The organism is Paenibacillus naphthalenovorans (assembly GCF_001465255.1).
In the GTDB taxonomy this organism is placed as follows: domain Bacteria; phylum Bacillota; class Bacilli; order Paenibacillales; family NBRC-103111; genus Paenibacillus_G; species Paenibacillus_G naphthalenovorans.
Window position 1 is genome coordinate 4110057 of record NZ_CP013652.1, and the last position, 21482, is coordinate 4131538.

General features: G+C 53.7%; 18 protein-coding genes. 8 read left to right on the forward strand and 10 right to left on the reverse strand.

The window, feature by feature from the left end; all coding sequences use genetic code 11:
- Positions 1 to 315 precede the first annotated feature (315 nt).
- The 6 genes from IJ22_RS20175 to IJ22_RS20200 all read right to left on the reverse strand — a co-directional run bounded on the left by IJ22_RS20175 (position 316) and on the right by IJ22_RS20200 (position 5470).
- Entirely contained in the window at positions 316 to 501 is a 186-nt protein-coding gene (locus IJ22_RS20175; protein ID WP_062410099.1) for a hypothetical protein, read from the reverse strand.
- 274 nt (positions 502 to 775) lie between these two features.
- Entirely contained in the window at positions 776 to 1711 is a 936-nt protein-coding gene (locus tag IJ22_RS20180; RefSeq protein ID WP_062410100.1) for a DUF4340 domain-containing protein, read from the reverse strand.
- Complete coding sequence (locus tag IJ22_RS20185; protein WP_054819885.1) at positions 1708 to 3099, reverse strand: GldG family protein; 1392 nt, start codon at positions 3097 to 3099, stop codon at positions 1708 to 1710. The genes IJ22_RS20180 and IJ22_RS20185 overlap by 4 nt, the downstream gene beginning before the upstream one ends.
- A gap of 54 nt (positions 3100 to 3153) precedes the next feature.
- Complete coding sequence (locus IJ22_RS20190; protein WP_054819884.1) at positions 3154 to 3867, reverse strand: ABC transporter permease subunit; 714 nt, start codon at positions 3865 to 3867, stop codon at positions 3154 to 3156.
- Positions 3860 to 4912: an ABC transporter ATP-binding protein gene (locus tag IJ22_RS20195; protein ID WP_062410101.1), complete on the reverse strand. Its 1053-nt coding sequence runs from the start codon at positions 4910 to 4912 to the stop codon at positions 3860 to 3862. Before IJ22_RS20195 ends, IJ22_RS20190 begins: the two co-directional genes overlap by 8 nt.
- Before the next feature lie 213 nt (positions 4913 to 5125).
- Positions 5126 to 5470 carry a hypothetical protein gene (locus tag IJ22_RS20200; RefSeq protein WP_054819883.1) on the reverse strand — a complete coding sequence of 115 codons (345 nt, stop codon included), beginning with the start codon at positions 5468 to 5470 and terminating at the stop codon, positions 5126 to 5128.
- A gap of 328 nt (positions 5471 to 5798) precedes the next feature.
- Here IJ22_RS20200 and IJ22_RS20205 point away from each other — a divergent pair, with 328 nt between their 5' ends.
- Together IJ22_RS20205 and IJ22_RS20210 are read left to right on the forward strand one after the other, a co-directional pair.
- Positions 5799 to 6023 (forward strand): hypothetical protein, encoded by a 225-nt coding sequence (locus IJ22_RS20205; protein ID WP_062410102.1) that lies wholly within the window; start codon positions 5799 to 5801, stop codon positions 6021 to 6023.
- Positions 6020 to 6253 carry a hypothetical protein gene (locus tag IJ22_RS20210; RefSeq protein ID WP_054819881.1) on the forward strand — a complete coding sequence of 78 codons (234 nt, stop codon included), beginning with the start codon at positions 6020 to 6022 and terminating at the stop codon, positions 6251 to 6253. Before IJ22_RS20205 ends, IJ22_RS20210 begins: the two co-directional genes overlap by 4 nt.
- 63 nt (positions 6254 to 6316) lie before the next feature.
- Here IJ22_RS20210 and IJ22_RS20215 read toward each other — a convergent pair whose 3' ends face one another.
- Complete coding sequence (locus IJ22_RS20215; protein WP_062410103.1) at positions 6317 to 8836, reverse strand: U32 family peptidase; 2520 nt, start codon at positions 8834 to 8836, stop codon at positions 6317 to 6319.
- A 309-nt stretch (positions 8837 to 9145) separates the two neighbouring features.
- Here IJ22_RS20215 and IJ22_RS20220 point away from each other — a divergent pair, with 309 nt between their 5' ends.
- The 5 genes from IJ22_RS20220 (at position 9146) to IJ22_RS20240 (ending at position 16147) form a co-directional block, all read left to right on the forward strand.
- Positions 9146 to 12394 carry an FG-GAP repeat domain-containing protein gene (locus IJ22_RS20220; RefSeq protein WP_062410104.1) on the forward strand — a complete coding sequence of 1083 codons (3249 nt, stop codon included), beginning with the start codon at positions 9146 to 9148 and terminating at the stop codon, positions 12392 to 12394.
- Between the two features lie 45 nt (positions 12395 to 12439).
- Entirely contained in the window at positions 12440 to 12691 is a 252-nt protein-coding gene (locus IJ22_RS20225) for an acyl carrier protein (protein ID WP_054820280.1), read from the forward strand.
- Positions 12692 to 12696: 5 nt separating this feature from the next.
- The gene (locus tag IJ22_RS20230; protein WP_062410105.1) at positions 12697 to 13893 is read left to right on the forward strand and encodes a class-II aminoacyl-tRNA synthetase family protein; all 1197 of its coding nucleotides are present in this window, start codon (positions 12697 to 12699) and stop codon (positions 13891 to 13893) included.
- A gap of 86 nt (positions 13894 to 13979) precedes the next feature.
- Positions 13980 to 14897: a hypothetical protein gene (locus IJ22_RS20235; protein WP_062410106.1), complete on the forward strand. Its 918-nt coding sequence runs from the start codon at positions 13980 to 13982 to the stop codon at positions 14895 to 14897.
- Positions 14898 to 14992: 95 nt separating this feature from the next.
- Complete coding sequence (locus IJ22_RS20240) at positions 14993 to 16147, forward strand: MBOAT family O-acyltransferase (protein WP_062410107.1); 1155 nt, start codon at positions 14993 to 14995, stop codon at positions 16145 to 16147.
- A 61-nt stretch (positions 16148 to 16208) separates the two neighbouring features.
- Here the strand turns inward: IJ22_RS20240 and IJ22_RS20245 are convergent, their stop codons facing one another.
- Positions 16209 to 16493 carry a hypothetical protein gene (locus IJ22_RS20245; RefSeq protein WP_054820281.1) on the reverse strand — a complete coding sequence of 95 codons (285 nt, stop codon included), beginning with the start codon at positions 16491 to 16493 and terminating at the stop codon, positions 16209 to 16211.
- Positions 16494 to 16778: 285 nt separating this feature from the next.
- On the opposite strand from IJ22_RS20245, the gene IJ22_RS20250 reads away from it, so the two are divergent.
- Positions 16779 to 17747 (forward strand): sugar phosphate isomerase/epimerase family protein, encoded by a 969-nt coding sequence (locus tag IJ22_RS20250; protein ID WP_062410108.1) that lies wholly within the window; start codon positions 16779 to 16781, stop codon positions 17745 to 17747.
- A 153-nt stretch (positions 17748 to 17900) separates the two neighbouring features.
- On the opposite strand, the gene IJ22_RS20255 is transcribed toward IJ22_RS20250, so the two are convergent.
- Both IJ22_RS20255 and uvrA read right to left on the reverse strand, forming a co-directional pair.
- Complete coding sequence (locus IJ22_RS20255) at positions 17901 to 18116, reverse strand: hypothetical protein (protein WP_062410109.1); 216 nt, start codon at positions 18114 to 18116, stop codon at positions 17901 to 17903.
- Between the two features lie 478 nt (positions 18117 to 18594).
- Entirely contained in the window at positions 18595 to 21477 is a 2883-nt protein-coding gene (gene uvrA, locus IJ22_RS20260; RefSeq protein WP_062410110.1) for an excinuclease ABC subunit UvrA, read from the reverse strand.
- Positions 21478 to 21482 lie beyond the last annotated feature (5 nt).

A 21482-nucleotide genomic window follows, 5' to 3' on the forward strand; every position in this document is an offset into this window, starting at 1 on the left:
TTGTTTCATGACAAGGCTTCTTTAAGGAAAAATAAGAGGTTGGAACCACCGGCTTGGTTCTATCCGCTTCTTAAGACTCGGTACATAAGGCCTATAAGCAAAAAAGCATAATTGTTAACACTGTTCAGTCGTGGATCTCAAACGCTTATGCTGTATTTGGGATCGATTGAAAAGGAGTGTGGTGCTGAAAATGACACAAAGCATATGGAGTGACTTTAAGATGTAGCCGAGTTGTAAAACATTTCTTCTCCCCCCAAGCTAACAGCATAGCAATCCCTTTTCATCAAGCAGTTTCCTCAGAGCATCATTTACGATTCAAGACTTTGCACTCCGGCCACCCTTTTTACCGAGATTGTCCAATATATGATCCAAGTCAGGCTGCAGATAAATACCGGTTAAAACAAGTTCGTCGCTTTTCTTCTTTTTCCCTTCCTCCGGAAGCTTATCGAGGAAATCCTGATCACCACCGGAAGCGGAAGTCTGCTCATGCTTTATTAACATTAAAGTTATCCTTATTTGTTTGCAGGTTGATCCACAGATTCTTCCTGATTACCTGAAGCAAAAGGTTTTAGAAACTCAGATGCCGCGCTTCTATATTTAATTTTTCGGTAAGCGATAGCGTTACCCGAAAACGGTATCGACGCGACCCTCAAGCTCACCTGCAAAAACTTGAGAACTTATGGGACGAGAGTATTGTTTGTTAAACATGCCGTCGCAGAAAAAAACACCGCGCAGCCATGGCCGAATCATACGGTCCTTCTGCACGGTGTTCGGTTTATTTCTGCTCCGCCGGCGCTTCCTTATCTTTGTCCGCCAGCTCCTGAATCGCCGAGGCGGGAACGGCGAATGCCCATTCTCCGCCCTGCTTGGCGATCCACACGTTGTCGTTCTCCACTTTGCCCACATATACTGTTGAGGTTTCTTTTCCGTCCTCACCCGCCGTCTGAATCTCGATCCGCAGCTCCGGCTGGGCAAGACCCTTCACCTCGGACGCGGGCTTGGCCAGCTGCTCGGTGGAGAGGAAGGCCGTTTTATCGAGGTATCCGCTGGCATCCACGCCTTTGACTTCTTTATCTCCGAGCTTCCAGTTCGCCTCATACGACTTTTTGTCCGGCTCCGATTTGGTTAGCGTCCACTTATGGCCCTTCCAATCGACACTTAAAGCACGGACCTGCTCATAGTTCAGCTGAATCGGTCTTTTTTCCATAAAATCGATTTGCTGCTTTGCCAAAGACGTTAGGGTCGATTCGCTGATCTGGAATACTTCTGGCGAGCCGCCGAACTTGGCATAGTAATAGCCCTGCACCGCTACCGGGCTGCCGACGGACAGGGTGTGTGTCGTTCCGTTCGTCAGCTTTATGCTGAATTCCTGGGCCGGAGGATTCAGACCGAATTGGGTCAGGTCGGACGGATTCTCGTCGACGATCTTATCCTTCTTCACGGCGTTGAATGAATCGATCCATCCTGCCGGCTGAACCGCATTCAGCGGAATCGCAGAAGGGCGGATCATCGTCCACCCTCCGTCTTTTTGCTGCAGCTCAATAACCGTATCGCCTTTTTTGATCGTGTACCCTGCCACTTCTTCTTTCTTCACGTTCACCAGAGCCGGGGCTTCCGGCGGTTTTTCCTTAAAGAAGTCTTTGCTAGACGCAAACCAGAAGCCCCCGATGCACAAGATAACCAGGATCATCGTAGGGATCAGCCGCTTCATCCTTTTCTCCTCCTCCACCAGATCGTCCCGCCAAAGATCAGGAAGAGCAGCGGGAAGACCAGCACCGTTCCATAGAAAATCATGTTCGCCTGGCCAGCAGTCACCAGCGCGGTTTGAATAGCATCGCCCTGCCGCGGGCGTATCGTTACCTGATTCGTCTGCTCCTGCAGCCAAGCCACGCTGTTGAGAGCGAAGTCACGATTGCCCTGCTGCGAAATGACCCGGTCCACGAACAACGTCGAACCGCCTAGAACGACCGCTTTCGGCTTCTGGTCCTTGTTTTCCACGACGTAGCCCAAATTCAGCGGCCCCTGGATATCGGTCTGATCCTTGCTGCTTTGGCTGCTCTGCGCAAGCCGCTTCAGATCGGTTTCGCCATAGGCCGCACTGGTCGTTTTAAGGATGGGAGTCACCGTATAATTCTCATTTGGCTGATCCGCATTCAGCGATACGGCCAGCGTCATCATGGTCAGCAGGTTGTACTGCTGAAGCTTCTCGGTAATTTTATGCGGCCCGTATTCCGGAATAATCGTCAACGGATCATAGAGCACGCTTTGCTTCGGCTCGATCGCCACGGCATGCTGGTCTTTAATGCCGTAAGCCGACATAAGGCCGTCGATATTTTTCCATCCGGTTGTCATATCCTGATTAAACCCTAGCGCCAGGTACAGCTTGCCCTTACCGTCCAAATACGATTTGATCAGTTGGGCTTCCTGATCGCTGATATCTTGCTCGGGCCCGATAATGAACAGCATTTCAGCATCCTCCGGGATTTTGCCCTCGCGCAGCAGGTTCAGGTCCGCCACTTCGTAGTTCTCTCCTTCGAGTCCGCTGCGCCATGTATTCATTTGATTCAGGGGAATCTCGTTATGTCCGGAAAGAAAATACACTTTGCGTTTTTCCTTGCTGTTCAGGTTCACGAGCGCCTGGGTCAGCTTTTCCTCGCCGCTGAACTGATACTCCCCTTGCTGCTGGCCAGGAAGGAACATATCGTAGTAGTTGATCGTGTTTTTCTGCGTACCGCTCTCCACCACCAGCGTTCCTGAAGGATTTACGTCATATTGCTTGGCGATGGCCGGTTGTTTCACGATATCGTACTCGTCGAAAGTGATTTTCCCGCTGCGTTTCTTATATTCCTGCACCAGCTCGACCACCTGGCGTTTAATATACGGATCGGTCTGGTCGCTCGTCAGCGAGACGATACGCACGTCCTGTTCCAGCGCAGCGAGCGTTTGCGTCGTTTGTTCCGACAGCGAAAATTTCTTATTTAATGTAAGATCAAGCTGCAGCCCTTTCATCGAGTTCAAAAATATCGTCAGCACGATGAAAATGCCGATCACGGCGAGCGACAGCACGACCGCATTCGTTCCGCGTATCCACTTGTTCACTTTGGCTTTCTCCCTTCTGCTTGGCGCGTAGTCCGCACTTCAAGCGATTATCGATTATCTCCAGCGTTTGCGTTCCAGCACTTGAATACTGAGCAGCACGAACACCGCAATCAGCGTAATATAGAAAAGCACGTCGGCAAAATCGAGCACGCCCTTCTGCAGGTCGAGCGTACGGCCTACAATGGAGAACATACCGAGAAAATCTTTGATTTTCCCGCCTACTGTATCCCCGAGCCATTCGATCGTCCAAAAAACGAGCAGAATCGCAAACGCGGCGATACCCGACACCATTTGGTGCGCCGTTAGTGAAGAAGCGAACAAACCGATCGCCATCATCGCCGCGCCCAGCAAAAACATGGAAAGATAGGACAGCCACAGCACCGGCAGTTCGAACGTCCCGTAAGCGCTCAAAATCAGCGGATAAATCAAGCTGCCGATGACAAGCAGCAGCTGAACGATAGCGGCCGCGGTATATTTGCCGAGTACGATTTCCGTAATACTGGCGGGAGATGTCAGCAGCAGCTCGTCCGTCCCTTGCCGCAGCTCCTCGGAAATGAGCCGCATCGTCAGCAAAGGAACGATAAACAGAAACACGAACGTGATATTTCCCACCACCGGCCGAATATCGACTACATATGGCGGATACAGGAAATTCGCGCTGAAAAAATAGCCCGTTATGAGGAAAAAGAACGCGAAAGCCGCATACGCCGTCGGCGAGTAAAAATACATCTGCAGCTCTTTTTTAGCAATCGCCCAGGTTCTACGCATCCGGGGTCACCTCCTCCGAAGCGGTTTCGCCGCCAGCCGCTCCTTCCAGCGCTTCGCTTGTTGTCAGCTTCAAGAAAATGTCCTCCAAGCTGAGGCTCTCCTTTTTCATAGATAGAATCGGATACCTGCGCTCGGCCATTCTGTAGAACAGCGCCTCGCGGATGTCCTCTTCAGCCGCTGCGGTTACGAGCACCTTCACCGTCGCATCCGGACTGTCCGCCACGGAAGACTCCGCGGCCGAATCCGCAGCATTCGATTCCGGTTTCGGCGCTTCGCCGTCCAGCTCCCTTACGCCGGCTACGCCGGGCACGCCGCGCAGTTCCTCAAGCACGGCCTCGCGCGGGCCCTTCACTTCAAGCGATACCTCGAAGGCTTCGCCCATCGTATGCGCCAGCCGTTCGGGCTGTCCATCCAGGACGATGCGGCCTTGATTGATGATTAATACACGATTGCACAGCGTATTGATTTCGGGCAATATATGCGTGCTGAGCAGCACGGTATGATTCTCGCCCAGCTCCCGGATGAGCTGGCGGATTTCGATGATTTGTTTGGGATCCAGCCCTGAAGTCGGTTCGTCCAGCACCAACAGGTCCGGTTGATGTAGGATGGCCTGCGCCAGACCGACACGCTGCTTGTACCCTTTGGACAAGCTCCGGATGACCTGCCGTTCGCGTCCCTGCAAACCGAGCCGCTCTACTACCTCGCCGATGCGGCTTTTCTGCTCCTTTGCCGGAATGCCACGCAAATCGGCGATAAACTGCAAATAAGCCCCGACCGTAAGCTCCGGATACAGCGGCGGCGTCTCAGGCAAATATCCGATCTTCTGCCGCGCTTTCTTCGGATGATCCGCCATCGACAAGCCGTCAATCGTAATCGTGCCCTGCGTCGGATTCAAATAGCCAGTGATCATCCGCATGGTTGTCGTTTTACCGGCGCCGTTGGGCCCGAGGAACCCGACGATCTCTCCGCGGCTCATAGAGAAATCGATGCTTTGGACCCCTCTTTGATTTTCGTATACTTTGCTGACCTGTTTCACCTCGAGCATACCACAACCTCCCGTTATACCCACTTTTTCCACATTACAGCCATTCCCATCTTTTATACGGCTTAACCACAAACAATATACAAGCCCATGTATAATAAAACCTTAATCGAACCTGAAATCTGGATTAAAATTTTGCGTCCATGACCAGACAAAAAAACTTCAGACCCAAAAGTCCGAAGGCTTTCCTCTACAGCACCGCTCTCGTTTGCCCATTTACAATGGTTTCCCCCGAATCGTACAGCTTGGCCCCTTTGAGCCGTCCTTGAAGCCCGGTTTTGGCTTTAATGGAGGGTTCCCCTTGCTCTCCGGCTGCTTCTTGGAGTTCGGAAACAAATCCTTGATCCCCTCGCCGTCAATCGGGCCCGAATAATTCACGCCGATATTCAGCTTCCCTTCCAGCTCTTTAATCCCCAGGGCACCGAAATTGTTACTGTGATCCCATTTTTCCACGATAAGCTTCTCGATCGCAATATGCTCGATAACGACCGTCGGCTTCGCTTCTGCCGGCTTCGGATCTTCCGGCTTGGCTTGAGCCTGCTCCTGCAGCTTGCGTTCCAATTCGGCGATTCTCCTTTCCAAATGGGCATAAGGTTTGTCCTTGGGTAAAAACCCGCGATTTGATCGGGAGAATGGCCACATGAAATCACCCCGTTTCACATAGAATGGACTATAGCATGGACTAAGGTACGGTCCTATTCGCCGGTACATGTCGTTAACGGAGGATGTCCCCCGTGTTTTATCTATCAGAAACCAATTTCAGATTCGTCAAAGTGAATAAGATAGGACTAGTCAAATATGTCCGTTCAAAAGCGTTTCCGGTAAAATTTTTGGCGATTTCCAGCCATTCGAGAGATGGGACATTCCACAGTAATTATATAGTATTTTCATTTTAAAAATTAATTCCATCGAAAATGCCTCGGCGGTGAATGTAGGACAAAATTTTTTAGCGGAATGGACGAATTCGGACAAACGTTTGCAGGGCTATGGACAAAATTACGGCGATGAGGCGAGCTTCGCGGGCAACCGGCATTTCGTCGACGGCAGGGATCAGGTGGATTCACCTGCTTTGCAGCGCTCCGCACTCCTTGCGCCCGGGGAGGGATACCGATGATTTTCAAACCGATGATGGTGAATTTATTAGGTTTTAAAGCCAACGTGCTGGATCGGGGGAGCAATCTCAGCTTCGGGCCCGTTCAACAAGTCGATCTGTTCTTATCCACCAAACAGAATATGGGCTTTGGCGAGGAAAACGGCGATTGGTCGCCGGCCTATGTACCGTTTAACTTAGTCTTCGATCAGGATGTGGTTGATAGCCCTTCGATTAAAAACAGCTTGGTATAAAAGGAAAAACCGCGGCACCGGCTTTATGCAAAGCCGAGGCGGCGGTTTCTATAAACAGTAAGGCTATTTCACCAGCTGCCCGCGCGTGACGCCGAGCTGGTTGGTCGATTTCAATGTTTTCCACACCTGTGTGCCGCTGATCTGGCCGCGCAGAGCGCGCTCGTACAATCCGAGCACCTCCTGCACCTTTTCGGGCGATTCCTCCAAAAACTCCACACGGTATGAAGGCACCCCCAGCTCCATGAAGTTCGCAAGGTATTCCGCACCGGATTGGTCGATCGCATTGTACACGGTGTTCCGGCAGCCTTCGTCGACGCGGACCGGATGCGAGAAGCCGACGCGGTCCTTCAGGGACGCGCGGTGCTCCTCGCACGGCCGGCCGCAGTTCGTGTAGTCCGTACCCGGACTCAAGAACGTGCAGTAGACGCAGTGCTCCGTATGGAACATCGGCAAATGCTGATGGATGACGATCTCCAGGCGCGAAGTATCCGTACGGCGCAGCAGATCGACCATCTGCTGAATGTTCAGGTCGTAGGACGGGGTCACGCGGCTGAGCCCGGCATCCAGAAACAACGCGGCCGTCTTATGGTTGGCGACATTCAGCGAGAAGTCGCCGATCAGTTCCGGACGGGCTTCCGATGGATGCTCGGCGAAATAGCGCATAAACCAGTAGACCGCTCCCGTATTGCGAACCAATACCGCATCGGGTTTCAGGTTCAGGATGTTCTTGAAATAGCCCGTTTCACCAGGCATATGAATGCGCGGCGTCGCAAGCGCGATGCGCTTGCCCGCGGCGCGGGCGGCCTCCACGGCGGCAGGAAACTGCTTGATAAACTCGAAATCGGCATAGATTAGCTCGACGTTCATCGCGCAGGCCGCCTGCACCTGGTCGAGGCTGCGGCAGAGCGCCGTCAGCCGCGCCCGGGCCTGTCCGCCGACAGGCGTGGCGGGAGCAGCCGGCTGCACAGGCGTATCGCCGTATACATCCACGCTGCGCTTGATGTAAGCCCGAGGGCGCTCACGCCACTCCTGCAGCAGCTCCACTGCCCGGCGGCGCATCTGGTTCAGCTCGCGCATCGGTACGATCAAATCCCCGCCAAGATGAACCTCAAGCCCGTCGAGCTTGTAAATCGTTCCGCCCAGCCGTCCGAACTGCTCGCGGAACAGTTCGACCGTCATCGGCCTCTTCTCGGCGGGAGCCAGCGGCAGCTCCGACTCTACGACTACGGTATGATTGGCCGTCACGTCCGTCCATACGCTCTTCAGCGGCTGACCTGCGGCTCCGATCACCTTCACGTTAACCGGGAACACACGGTAAGGCTTGTCCGTCTCGAACGACTGGCGCATTCTTTTGTCCAGATGCGGGTCGTTGGTCTTCCAAATCCGGTCGCCGACATGCACGCGGCTCAGATCGACGTCGCTGCGGCCCGGCACGATTTCAACAAGACCGCCCTGCGCTTCGCCCTCCAGCTTTACGCCCTTTCGGCGCAGGTCGTATACGCGGCCGCCCTCTTCCTTCTTGGTCGGATCCCCCGCGTCAAAGCAAATGCCGTCGCCCCGCTTCAGCGGCGCCTCCAGCTCGCACAGCACACCGTCCCGCAGCACCTGCTTCACGCGTCCCAGGTAAACGCCGCGGCTTTTGGGGTATGTGCCCTCCACCAGCTGCTTGTTGTTCGTTCCTTTCAGGAAGCCGTGCGTAAACCCGCGCGAGAAGCTTTGCTCAAGCTCCCTAAGCTCTTCTTTGGTCGGCTTCGGGTTCTCTCCGTCGAAGTAACGGTCAATCGCCTTGCGGTATTTCGAAACCACATTGGCCACGTACTCCGGGCTTTTCAACCGCCCTTCGATTTTAAAAGAGGTTACGCCCGCTTCAATCAGCTCCGGCACCAGCTCGATCGCCGCCAAATCCTTCGGGGATAACAGATAGGCCACATCCCCCATCGGCTTATGCTCCCCGTCCACCATCAGATCGTACGGAAGCCGGCAGGCTTGGGCACATTCGCCGCGGTTGGCCGAACGGCCGCCCCACATCTCCGAGGTCAGGCATTGTCCCGAATAAGACACGCAGAGAGCCCCGTGCACAAATACTTCCATCGGAAGCTTGGCCTGCTCGCCGATCTGCCTGATCTGCTTCAGGTTGTTTTCACGCCCCAGCACTACCCGTTCGATATCAAACGGCTTCGTGAATTCCACCGCCTCCGGCGAGGTAATCGTCATCTGCGTCGAGCCGTGAATCGGGAAGTCCGGCGACAGCTCGCGAATCATCCGCACAAGACCCAAGTCCTGTACGATCACCGCATCTACGCCGGCATCGATACAGGCTTCGATCAGCGACTTGGCATCCTCCAGTTCCTCTTCAAATACCAGGATATTGAACGTCAAAAAGCCCTTAACCCCGTAACGGTGCAAAAAGGACATAATGTCCGGCAGCTCGTCCGTATGAAAATTATTCGCCCGGGCCCGGGCATTGAATTTTTCTACGCCGAAAAAGACGGCGTCGGCCCCGTTCGCCACCGCCGCTCGCATACAGTCCCAATCCCCCGCGGGAGCAAGCAGCTCTATATCTGATTTGCGTATTTCGCTCATGGAAATAGTAACCTCCGAATAAAAAATACCTTAACTGTTCTAGTGTAACAGAAACCGACCCAAGGATAAACGGTACCTCCATCCAGTCCAGGCCAAAGCCCCTTTGCGTTCAACCCACCTTGAAAGGCTTTTCGGGCGACGCTTCATCTTATAAGGGCGGCCGACCCCGGTTCCGGCCCGGTTGCCGTTATGATCGCGGGAGCCCCGCAGACTCGGCCGGAAGCCGGACCGGACCGGAGGTCAAAAGTTAACAAAGCCCGCCATCCATGCTATAATGTCAGGGTAATGCAACCCAAAGGTAATTGAGGGATGACTTTGAATCGAATCCACCGGCGCAGCGCCGTTGTCGCCTTGCTCGGATTACTGGCGGTGATATTGGCGCTCGTTCTGTTCATGCCCGACAAGGAGCTCAAGGTACGCATGCTGTACGCCACGCAAGGCGACGCTTACGATACCGCCGCTTACGGGCATTTGCGGCAAACGCTAGTCGTTGGCCTGGAGCTGGACCGCTTGTCTTTGGACAAGCTGAGCACACGACAGCTCCAATCGTACGATACGATAATGTTAGACCCGGCCCTGCACGGAACGTTAACCGATCCGCAGCGCAAGCTGCTGGTCGATTATGTCGAGGCGGGCGGACATTTGTTCCTTGAAAATCCATTTGCCGACGATTTTGAGCCCGCTTTCCTGGGGGCCAAGGAAATTGTGGATGTGAAGGTGCCTGAGCGCAGTGCGCTTCCTGTCAGCGCCGGCGCATCACTTTGGTCATACCCGGACACGGACACTAACCTGCAGGGCGTTCAGCAGCTGCTGCGGTCGTTTGCGGATACCTTCTTCCGGCATGATACGGAAGGCAGTTTGAGCCGGTTCTCATGGGGCAAAGGCATTATTCCTTCCACCGCGGAAACGCTGGTCTCGATGAACGGGGCTTCCTTATACACGGTGAACCGGTACGGACGGGGCACCGTCTTTTTTTGCGGTACTTTGCTGCCGAACCGCTATTATATCACGGGCTATGATCTGACCGGCGGCATGGATCCCAAGCTGGGCTTTGAGCAGCTCGCCGCGGAGACGAACGCGGCTAAGAAAGAACGTCCCGGCGCGTTGTATTTTGACCGGAGCCAGCTGCCGCTCGAGCCGTATTTTCACTTCACGTTCGCGGCCGGAAGCCATCTGCTGCGCAGCGAATATGCCGCCTTCATCTCTAAAGTGAAGCTCGGCTACAGCGTAAAGAAGACGCTGGGCCCTTACGGAAGACCGGCCATGGCGTATCAAAATCATTTTGAGGCGATGGAAGCGATTCGTGACGGCGAGGGCATCCAGTGGGCTGAACTGCTGCGCAAGTACAACCAGATTCCTTCCTTCTCGCTCGTCCGCTCCGCGTTCACTTGGGGGCGGTGGCAGGAATCCGTGGTCGTCCACCTGAACACGGGCACGAATGAGAAGCCTGCGTTCGCCGGGGAGACGCCGAATTCGTTTTACTCCAGCGGCAACCGGCTTATGGGCGAGGAAGGCCCGATCCGATTGGCCGCTTATCCGGAGTACCGTTCGCTGGGGGACCCGATTACGCTGCCTTACCGCGCGGTTCCGGCGCTGGCCGATGTGGACGGCGACGGTAACGTCGATCTCGTTGTCGGCTCGGCCGACGGCAGCGTATACGTGTACCCGGGAACAGGGGCTGCAGGCGACGCCTATGCCGGCCAGCAGCTGCCGGAGGGCATGAAAGCGCCCGCGGCCTTCGGGAAGCGGGCGCCCGTGCGGCTCGAGAACGGAGAGCCGCTGAAGGTCGGGTCGTACGCCAGTGTCGCGGCGGCCGACCTGAATGCCGACGGCCGGCCGGATCTGCTGATCGGCCGGCCGGACGGCACGCTCGCCGCCGCCTACGGCAGAGCCGGCGGCGTGTTCACGGCGCCTGCCGCGCTGCTGGCAGGCGGGCAGCCTGTGCGTGCCGCCGCGCCGCTGGCGGCGGCTGTGGGCGACGTCACCGGAGACGGCGCCCCCGACCTTGTGGTCGGGGACGGCGACGGCCGGGTGACGCTGTACCGCGGCGAGCGGGGCGCCGGCGGCGCGCTCGCCTTTGCTGCGGGCGCGGTGCAGTTCAAGCTGCCCGCGCCGTTTGCGGCGCCGTCCATCCGCGACATGGACGGGGACGGCAGGGCCGACCTCGTCGTCGGCGGTCTGGAAGGCGACCTGCGCGTATACTTGCAGCGGGGATCGGAGCCGGGCGCTATCACCTGGCTCGATCACGGCGTTATAGAGGCCGCCTCGACGAACCAGCTCGGCAGCCGCGCCCTGGTCGGAGGACACAGCTCCGTTCCATTCTGGTATGACTTGAACGCCGACGGACGGGACGATCTCATTGTCGGACAATTGGAATTCGGCATGCCGTCGACGATTGACGACCCGAAATTTCCTTACGCCGACCAGCTAAACGAATTTATTCAATACAGCAAGAAGCATCATTTGGAATTGTATCCTCACATTTTCGTGCACAACTTTACAAGCGACGCTCAGGAGAAGCAGGAGATCGCCCTGCACCGGCAGGCGTTCGACAAGCTGGGCATTCCTTGGGGGCTGACGGGCACAAATCAGCATACCTGGCGCATAAATCATCCCGACCGCACACAGACGCTGCGCAACGAACGGGAAGCGGGGATTTGGTTTAACTTTGGCTTCAAGCCCTCCTACGCGAAGAATGACCCGAGGCTGGGCGTCGAGTATAACTGGGGATTGCCGTTTTTGATGACGAACGCGGCGGGCGAACCGGAGCTGAAGCAGCCGATGATGCTGTACACCCCGGCGCCGGTGCTGCGCACCGACCCGCAGTACTCGACGAAGGATTTGTTCGAAGCCTATGCGGCCATGGATTTGCCGATCGATTATTTCGAGCATATCGAGTACCATTTTCCGGTGCGTGTTCCGGAGCTCTTGGAATTTGTCCGCTACCTGGACAGGCTGCGCAATGATTACAGCTATAACTTTATGACTGAAACGCAGATGGCCCGGTCCTTCCTTAACGCCATGACGACCCGCGTTAAGCTTGAGCGGCCATGGCGCGAGGTCATCGCGGACCGGCTGAAGAAGATGCTCGGCATGCAGGTCGAGCCCGGCTTCCGTGTGAAGCCGGACACCGGCGAAGTACCGGAGCATGCGGCCGAATATACCGGCACGCTCGGCCTTGCGGTCGAGCTTGGGCAGCCTTACGCAGACAAGCAAGCGGTCACCGATGCCGATGTGCACGACACACGGGAAGGCAAGCTCTATTTCGGAGCGCCCCAAACGACCAATGTCCGCTTTGTGACGAAGGAGCGCGCAAGCGCCCTTGAAGCCGAGCTTCACCTGCTTCGTTCGAACGTCCCGTATGAGCTGGAAACATCCGGCGAACGCCGGATGTTGAAGCTGAACGCGCCGGGTATGCAGCAGATTCGCCTGCGCAGCACTCAGCCGTTGACCATCTCGGGTCCAGAGCTGAAAGTAGACCGGGATGAAACAGGCATGATCTATACCGTCACCCATTTTGGCGACCCGGTTGCCATTGAAATCTCTTACGGGCGCTAGGCGCCCGTTCCACGTTATTCCATATCAATCAAGGAGGCTTTATCCATGCAGGATGTGTTAGAGCAGTTAGAAGCGCACATAAGGAGCCGCTATGAAATTGAAGACGACGACGAGGACTTCACGGTGGACGTCCACCTGTTCGATTATGGTTATATCGACTCCTTCGGAGCTACCGCTTTGATCGCGCATATCGAGCAAACGTATGGGATTCAGGTAACCAACCAGGATTTGATGATGTACCCGCTGAATACCGTTCGCGAAATCGCTGCATTTATCCAGAACAAGAAGGGGAATTAAGAACAATGGAGTGTATAGTATCTCTGGAGCATCTTGCCCCCAGCCAGCATGGACAATTAAAATACGCAGCCGCCTTCATCGACGAAACGATCAGCGACATCCGGATTGAATCGGGCCGGATTCATATCGTTCACGAATCGCCCAAAGGTAATTCAGCCATCGAAGAACGGGTGCATAAGCTCATCGACCGGTTCTCCCAAGGCGACTTCGGCTTTAAGGAGAATATCCTGTTCGAGCACAAAGCCGACACCCCTTACGAGGGAGATATTATCGCCGAGCTTGTCGATCGAAAAATCATCAAGGTGCTGGAGCCGGGGCTGTTCATTTTCCGCGAGCCGTTCTCCAGCCTGATGCGTTTTTTCGATTACAGCTTTATGACCAAAGTGGCCGGCCGCTTCGACGGTGTAAAGGAAGAGCATTACCCAGCCGTCATTCACAGTGAGACGCTGAACAAAACGAACCATTTCACCTCGTTTCCGGAACACATTCATTTTCTCACGCATCTGCGCGAGGATTTGGATATCATCGAATCGTTCTCGCAGTCGATCCGCGACGCAGGCGGCTGGAAGCAGGACCAAAAGCTCGATTTGAACGCCACGATGCCGACGCCAAAGTTTACAATGAATCCGTCCACCTGCTATCACTGCTATGAAGGATTGCAGAACGAAACGCTGGAAGGCGACGGTTTGATCGTGGCGGCCATCTCGAAATGCCACCGCTTCGAATCGCGCAACCACAGCGATTTCGGACGGCTGCTCGACTTCAGCATGCGCGAGATCATCTTTGTAGGAAAGCCTGATTTCGTGAAGGAAAACCGCCTTCGCGCGATCGAATACCTCAAGGAGCTGGCCGTGGAGTGGAACGTGGACAGCGTGCTGGAGATCGCCAATGATCCGTTCTTCACGAACGATTTCCAGGTAAAGGCTTCCTTCCAACGCAATCAGGAGATGAAATACGAGCTTCGCCTGACGATACCGAATCTTAAAAAATCGATTGCCTGCAGCTCGGTGAATTTCCACAGCAATACATTCGGCAACGCCTTTAACATCAAGTTCGGCAAGCGCAACGCCGTAACCGGCTGCGTCGGATTCGGCATCGAGCGCTGGACCTTTGCGTTTCTGGCACAGTACGGACTGGACGAAGCCAAGTGGCCTGCCTCGTTCCGCGAGCAGTATCACGCCTGGCAGCAGAAATCGCTATAATCCAGCGCCGGTCGATTCCATACCGGAACAACGGCTATGGCCTTACCGGCCTGCCTCATTCTTTTACAAAGTGTGGTTTAAGCCATATGATCGCTTTTATCCGTAAAAACAGCTTTGTGCTGCTTCTCTTGGCCGCTTTCGTGCTGTCGGACGCTCTCATCAGCTGGTGGGACCCGATGGCATCGTCGCGGCGTTTTTATAAAAACGATTTTACAAAGACGCTTTATCATCATGACTGGGTAAACCACGGTCCTGTATTCTACGGCAATTCGGCGGTGACGGGGGCTTATATCGAATCCGAATCGAAATCCGGGCTGGTCGAGATGGGGCTCTCCTACGGAAAACTGACGGATCTGAAGGCGATTCTGGAGCGGCAGCTTTACCATGTGGAAGATCAGCTCGTCATCGGTATTGATGTCCATACGATGATCGACAGCCTCGAAACCGATCCTACTTACCAGTGGTTTAAGCCGTGGTACCAGCCTTACGTCTACGCGTACCGCGATTATTTTCGCGATTCCGGCACGGAGTTCGTCCGCCAGCTGTACAAAGGCACGGTCGAGCTGAACCGCTCCGAGCTGTTCGCCTACCAGCCGCGCTGGATTGACAAACAGCTTTACTTCGGTCGACTGTCCGATGAAGAACTCCGTACAAAGTGGAACGACTATGAACGCCGATTCGGCTGGATGTCCCGGCATGATTATAAAGACAACCTGCAGGCGCTGGATTGGATCATCGATTACTGTAAAGAAAATCGGCTGCCGCTTCGGGTCGTTTGGATGCCGTGGAATCCGGATTATCCGCTTCCCGCCTATATGCACGGACTGCAGGAAGAGGTGAATGCCCGTCTGAATGCTGCGGGCGTACCTGTCCTTGATGCGCTGCTGACATACGATCCAAAATATTTTCATGATCTCGTTCATTTGAGCCGCCAGGAGGGGGCTCCCGTGTTTACGAAGGAGGTGGACGCATGGCTCGATTCGCTCGCAAACTCCTCGAAGTGATCGTGTATCTCGCCATGCTCATCACGGTGCTCATTTATTTTACCGGCAAAGGGCTGTTCATTTACGAAGGGTTCTGATTTTGGAGGCGTCAGGTTATGTGGTATTTGAATATGAACGCGGTCATGGCCTTGACCGGCATGGTACTTGTGCTCGTTCTTACCCGCCGCTGGCCGAGCAATAAGCGCTATCTGCTGCTCGCGTTCAATTTGTGCTTTTTGCTGCTGTTCAGTGAAAAGCTGTTCTTCTTCTATTTGGCCTATACATCGCTGAATTACATGGCCTTCCTGTTTCTGTGCCAAACCCGACACTTCCGCAAGGGCTGGTTTATTACGCTGATCGGTGCCAATGTGGCGGCGGTGTCCACACTGCGGCTGTTCGGCATGGAGGTGTTCACGAACCCGCTTTTTGACGCGGTCATGCTGCTCGGCTTGATTTACAATGTCCTGAAGGTCATCGACGCGCTCTATTTCGCCTATTTCTTCGGAAAAGACGCCCGTACGCCGGTTTTGGACTATTTTAACTATATTTTATTTATTCCTACCTTTACGTCCGGCCCGATTCTAAAATTCCGCGACTTTATGGCCGACACGAAACAGCCATACCAATTGAACGCTGCGCAGACCGAACAGGCCATCAAACGGATCATTCTGGGCATGTTCAAAAAGATCGTGCTCGTCACCTGGATGACGGACGTGTTCAATCAGGTTTCCCAGCAGCCGGATCTGCATACCCACCAGTCGCTCTTTCTGATGGTCTGGTTTTACGTGCTGATCTTCTTTGATTTCTCCGGCTATTCGGATATTGCGGTCGGTTTCGGGCGGCTCATGGGCTACAACATCCCGGAAAACTTCAAGAAGCCGTTCTCTTCTCCTACTTTGACGCAGTATTGGCGCAACTGGCACGCCACGCTCGGCGATTGGTTCCGCGACCATATCTTTATCTTCTTCTCCCGGCAGGTACCCACCAAATGGACCGCAGCGGGCTTATCCGTCCTGATCATGGTGCTGATCGGCTTATGGCACGGATTCAGCTGGCTGTATCTGCTTTGGGGCATGTATCACGGTGTGCTGCTTGCACTGGAGAATCTGCTTGGAAAATCTACGGTCAACAAGAAAAAGGTATCCCGCACTTACTTCTACGCCCGCTGCGCTTTGACGCAATTGTTCGTTACAGCGGCCGTTATCGTATACAGCGGTCACGAAGAAACCGTGCTACACATTTATCGCGGCCTCATGAATTGGCCCTTCTGAATGTGATAAAGCAGCGTCCCGATCCTACGGGCGCTGCTTCTTTGTTTAAGCTCATTCGTTTTCAGCTGGCATCCGATTGCTGCAAAGATCTGTCCTCTTCCGGATTCTGCGCCGAAACGGCCGAGCATTGCAACTGATTCCCCGTCGAAGAGATAAAGACATCGCCTATGTACTGGTACACATGGTTTCCGTCTTTTTTGTACACATTCACGCTACCGTTTTTCACATTAATGTTCAATGAAATCTGATCGGGCAGTTCTACCAGACAGTGAGACTTTTTGAAGCTGTTTGGAAAGCGAAGCCATGTCCCGGCGACCGTTTCAACGATTTGGGTGTCTTTGTTCATCTCTCAGATCAGCCCTTTCATTCCAGTTATCCAAACCACTGTTTTTCATGAAACAATATTTATATTAAACTACGCCGGGTGCAAAAAAACAGGAACGCTGTAAATTTTTTTGTCGAATTGCATTTTATTCCACATATGATGTCCATTGTGAATCTTTTTACGCTAACCGATAAACTTTTACTTCCTAAACTAAAAAAGTTTGCGTTGCCTGGATTCAATGATATAATTTGGATGGAACGTTATGTTGTACACGCGTTCATTTCCAATATTTTTCGGAGGTGTCCCATGAAATTAGGCGTTTTTACGGTATTGTTCCAACAAAAGCCTCTGGAAGAGGCTCTGGATTACATCGCAGCCCAAGGCCTTGAGGCTGTAGAGCTCGGTACGGGAGGCTATCCCGGTAACGCTCACTGCAATCCTGACGTGCTGCTGAATGACGAAAGCAAGTTAAAGGAATTCAAAAAAGCGGTGGAATCCCGCGGACTCATCATTAGCGCTTTAAGCTGCCATGCGAATCCTTTACATCCGCAAAAAGCGATTTCCAAGGCCGACCATGAAGCGATCCTCAAGACCGTCGATCTCGCGCAAAAACTGGAGGTTCCCGTTGTCAATACATTTTCCGGGTGCCCTGGAGATTCCGAGGACGCCAAGTATCCGAATTGGCCTGTTGCTCCATGGCCGCCGGATTATCAAGAAATTTTGGACTGGCAGTGGACCAATAAGGTCATTCCGTACTGGACCGAAACCGGTAAGTACGCAGCCGACCGCGGCGTCAAGTTCGGTCTGGAGCTTCACGGCGGATTCTCCGTTCATACCCCGGCAACCCTGCTTCGTCTCCGCGAAGCGGCAGGGGAGGTCATCGGCGCGAACCTTGACCCGAGCCATATGTGGTGGCAAGGCATCGATCCCGTGCAAGCGGTTCAAATTCTCGGACGTGCCGGTGCCATTCACCATTTCCATGCCAAGGACACAACCATTGACCCGATCAACGTCAACCGCTACGGTGTAACCGATATGCAGCCATACACAAATATGCTGGACCGTGCTTGGCAGTTCCGTACCGTTGGTTACGGACACGACATCAAGACTTGGGCGGATATCATCAGCGCGCTGCGTCTCACGGGCTACGATTACGTGGTCAGCATTGAGCACGAAGACGGACTCATGTCGATCGAAGAAGGCTTCACCAAAGCCGTTCAAAATCTGCAGCAAGTGCTGATTAAAGAGCCGCTCGGCGAGATGTGGTGGGTATAACATAGGCTAAAATCACTAAGAGGTGCGGCTTGGCCTGCAGCAGGCGGAGACCGCATCTTATTTTTTGATGTACGGAAAGTTTCGAACAACAAAAAAAACAGTGCCTGAGCACTGCCTTTGATACGTCTCTATTTATGTTTGTGAAACGTATACTTACAATTTACCCAACCAACCCATCACCATGACAACGTCCAAAGTTAAAAAAACCAACAAGCTTACGATCGTAAAACCAATGGCAAAAGGATTCTTCTTAGGTGCAGCCAGCAGACGTACCAAGCCAATGGCGATAATAATCGTAAACAAAATTACGAATGGATCGAATCCGGTAAATTTGCTTGCTGTAGCTGCTGCCTCTTCAGCCAAAAACATGGAGAGACCTCCTTCAATATACAAAAATGCTTAGTTTCTATCTTATCTTGACTCGTCCGGATGTGCAAGCGATTTTATCCGCAGAGCGTTTTGCAAAAGGCATAAAACCTCAAATGTAACAAGATTGTCAACTTTTCACCGGTAAATTCCAACTCCAATTTCGTTAAAACCATCTGTTCACCGGTTGTATGCCGGAGACATTGACGTGCCGCCCCAAAAGGGTCAAATGCGGCCGTGATTTCTTGAACCTTCCACGTAAATATAAAATGTCCATTTCTTCTAATATTTATAACGTTCGGATATGCCGAAATTCAATGTTAGGCATTTAGTCCCGCAGCGAAAGGGGATCGACGGGGAAAAAGTTATCAACGTCCAGTCGAACATCACGAAAAAGGGGTAACCCGATAAGTGAGCATTTCACTTAAGGGGTCAGCCCTTCCTGTCATCTGCCTTCAATAAATGGCTTCCGAAGGCATCGTTACACCACTGCGTCTTCCATCTCTTTCAACCGCTGACGGTAATCCTCCGAACGGGCGGTGTCCCGTTCAAGAATCGGTTTTAAATACTTGCCCGTATAGGAGGCTTCGACGTTTACGATATCTTCCGGTTTACCGGTAGCTACAATCGTTCCTCCGCGATTTCCGCCCTCCGGTCCGAGGTCGATGATATAATCGGCCGTCTTGATCACATCAAGATTATGTTCGATGACAAGTACGGAATCGCCGTTCTCCACTAAACGGTGCAGCACTTTAAGCAGACGGTCGATATCGTGGATATGCAGGCCTGTAGTCGGTTCATCGAGAATATAGATCGTCTTGCCGGTACTGCGCCGGTAGAGCTCTGCAGCCAGCTTCACACGCTGCGCTTCGCCGCCCGAAAGTGTCGTAGCAGGCTGTCCAAGGTTCATATATCCGAGCCCGACATCCAGCAATGTCTGAAGCTTCCTGTGGATACGAGGAATGTTTTTAAAGAACTCGCAGGCGTCCTCGATGGTCATCTCCAGTACATCCGAAATACTTTTCCCCTTGTATTTGACCTCCAGTGTTTCCCGGTTGTACCGCTTGCCCTTGCACACCTCGCACGGAACATAGACATCCGGCAGAAAATGCATTTCTATTTTGATAATCCCGTCGCCGCGGCAAGCCTCGCAGCGTCCGCCCTTCACATTGAAGCTGAACCGGCCTTTCTTGTAGCCCCGTACCTTCGCTTCGTTCGTCGCCGAGAAAAGATCACGAATATCGTCGAACACGCCCGTATAGGTAGCCGGGTTGGAACGGGGCGTCCGCCCGATCGGAGACTGGTCGATGTCAATGACTTTATCGATATGCTCCAGCCCTTTAAACTCCTTATATTCACCTGGACGCACCTTGGCCCCGTTTAGCTCTTTGGCCAGTGTTTTGTACAAAATCTCATTGATCAGCGTACTCTTGCCCGAGCCCGAAACGCCAGTCACGCAGGTGAACACGCCCAGTGGAATCTTGACATTCACACCCCGCAGATTATTTTCTTTGGCGCCCCGGATTTCCAGCCACTTGCCGTTAGGCTTACGGCGCTCCGCCGCAATCGGGATAAACTTGCGGCCGCTCAGATATTGCCCCGTCAGGGAGTTGGGATCCTCCATGACCTCTTTCGGCGTGCCTTGAGAGATCACCCTGCCACCGTGAATGCCCGCCCCCGGTCCGATGTCAATGATATAATCCGCAGCCAGCATCGTATCCTCGTCATGCTCTACCACAATCAGCGTATTGCCGAGGTCACGCATGTGCTCCAATGTCTTGATCAACCGGTCATTGTCCCTCTGATGCAGACCGATGCTCGGTTCGTCCAGAATATACAGCACGCCCATTAAGCTGGAGCCAATTTGCGTAGCCAACCTGATCCGCTGCGCTTCCCCGCCGGATAAGGTGCCTGCTGCGCGATGCAGCGTTAAATAATCCAGCCCTACATTCACCAGGAAACCGAGTCTTGCTTTGATTTCTTTAAGGATCAGGTGTGCGATCTGCAGCTCCCGGTCGGTCAGGGTGAGCGATTCAAACCACTCCTGTGCCTCGCCGATGGACAGCGACGTTACATCGGAAATGTTTTTCGAATTAATGAAGACTGCGAGCGACTCAGGCTTTAGACGGTGTCCTTTACATTTGCCGCAAGCCTTCGCGCTCATATACGTTTCGATGTGCTCACGAATGCCGTCGGAGAACGTCTCCCGGTAACGGCGCTCCAGGTTGTGCACAATTCCCTCAAAGGCGACCATAGCTTCTTTTTTATGGCCAAAATCATTCTCGTAACGGAAGCGCACCTTTTCCCCGCCCGTTCCGTAAAGCAGCTTCTGCATATGGTCCTTGCTGAGCTCGGCAACCGGCTTATCCTGCGGGATTCCGTAATGTTCGCACACGGCCGCCAAAAACTGCGGGTAATAGTTGGAGGTGCTGCCGGCCCATGCTTCAAAAGCCCCTTCGCGGATCGTCAGCTTCGGGTTTGGCACGAGCATCTCGGGGTCAACCACCATCTTCTGTCCGAGACCGTCACACTCGGGGCAAGCACCAAACGGACTATTAAACGAAAACATCCTCGGCGCCAGCTCCTCGATGCTAAAGCCGCATTCCGGACAGGCCAAATTTTGGCTGAACAAGAGCTCCTCCTGTTCCATCACATCGACGATAACGCGGCCTTCCGCCAGCTTCAGCGCGGTCTCCAATGAGTCTGCCAAGCGGGTCTCGATATCTGCTTTCACCACAATACGGTCGACAACGACTTCAATATTGTGTTTTTTGTTTTTCTCCAGCGTAATCGATTCCGATAACTCCCGGATTTCACCGTTGACCCGCACCCGTACAAAGCCCTGCTTTTGAATCTCCGCTAGCAGCTTCGTATGCTCGCCTTTGCGTCCGGAGACGATCGGCGCCAAAATTTGCAGCTTTGTCCGCTCCGGATACTCCATGATCCGGTCGACCATTTGTTCAACCGTTTGCGAAGTAATTTCGATGTGGTGCACCGGACAATGCGGGCGTCCAATACGTGCAAACAGCAGGCGCAGATAATCATAGATTTCGGTTACCGTTCCGACCGTGGAACGCGGATTTCGGCTTGTCGTTTTCTGGTCGATCGAAATGGCGGGTGACAATCCGTCGATCGAGTCGACATCCGGCTTATCCATCTGACCCAGGAACTGCCGTGCATAGGCGGACAGAGACTCTACGTACCGTCTCTGTCCTTCGGCATAAATCGTATCGAATGCTAGCGAAGATTTGCCAGAGCCGCTAAGCCCCGTAAGTACGACGAACTTATCCCGCGGTATGGTGACGTCGATATTTTTTAGATTGTGCGCTCTCGCGCCTTTAATTACGATATTGTCTCTGGCCACGCGCC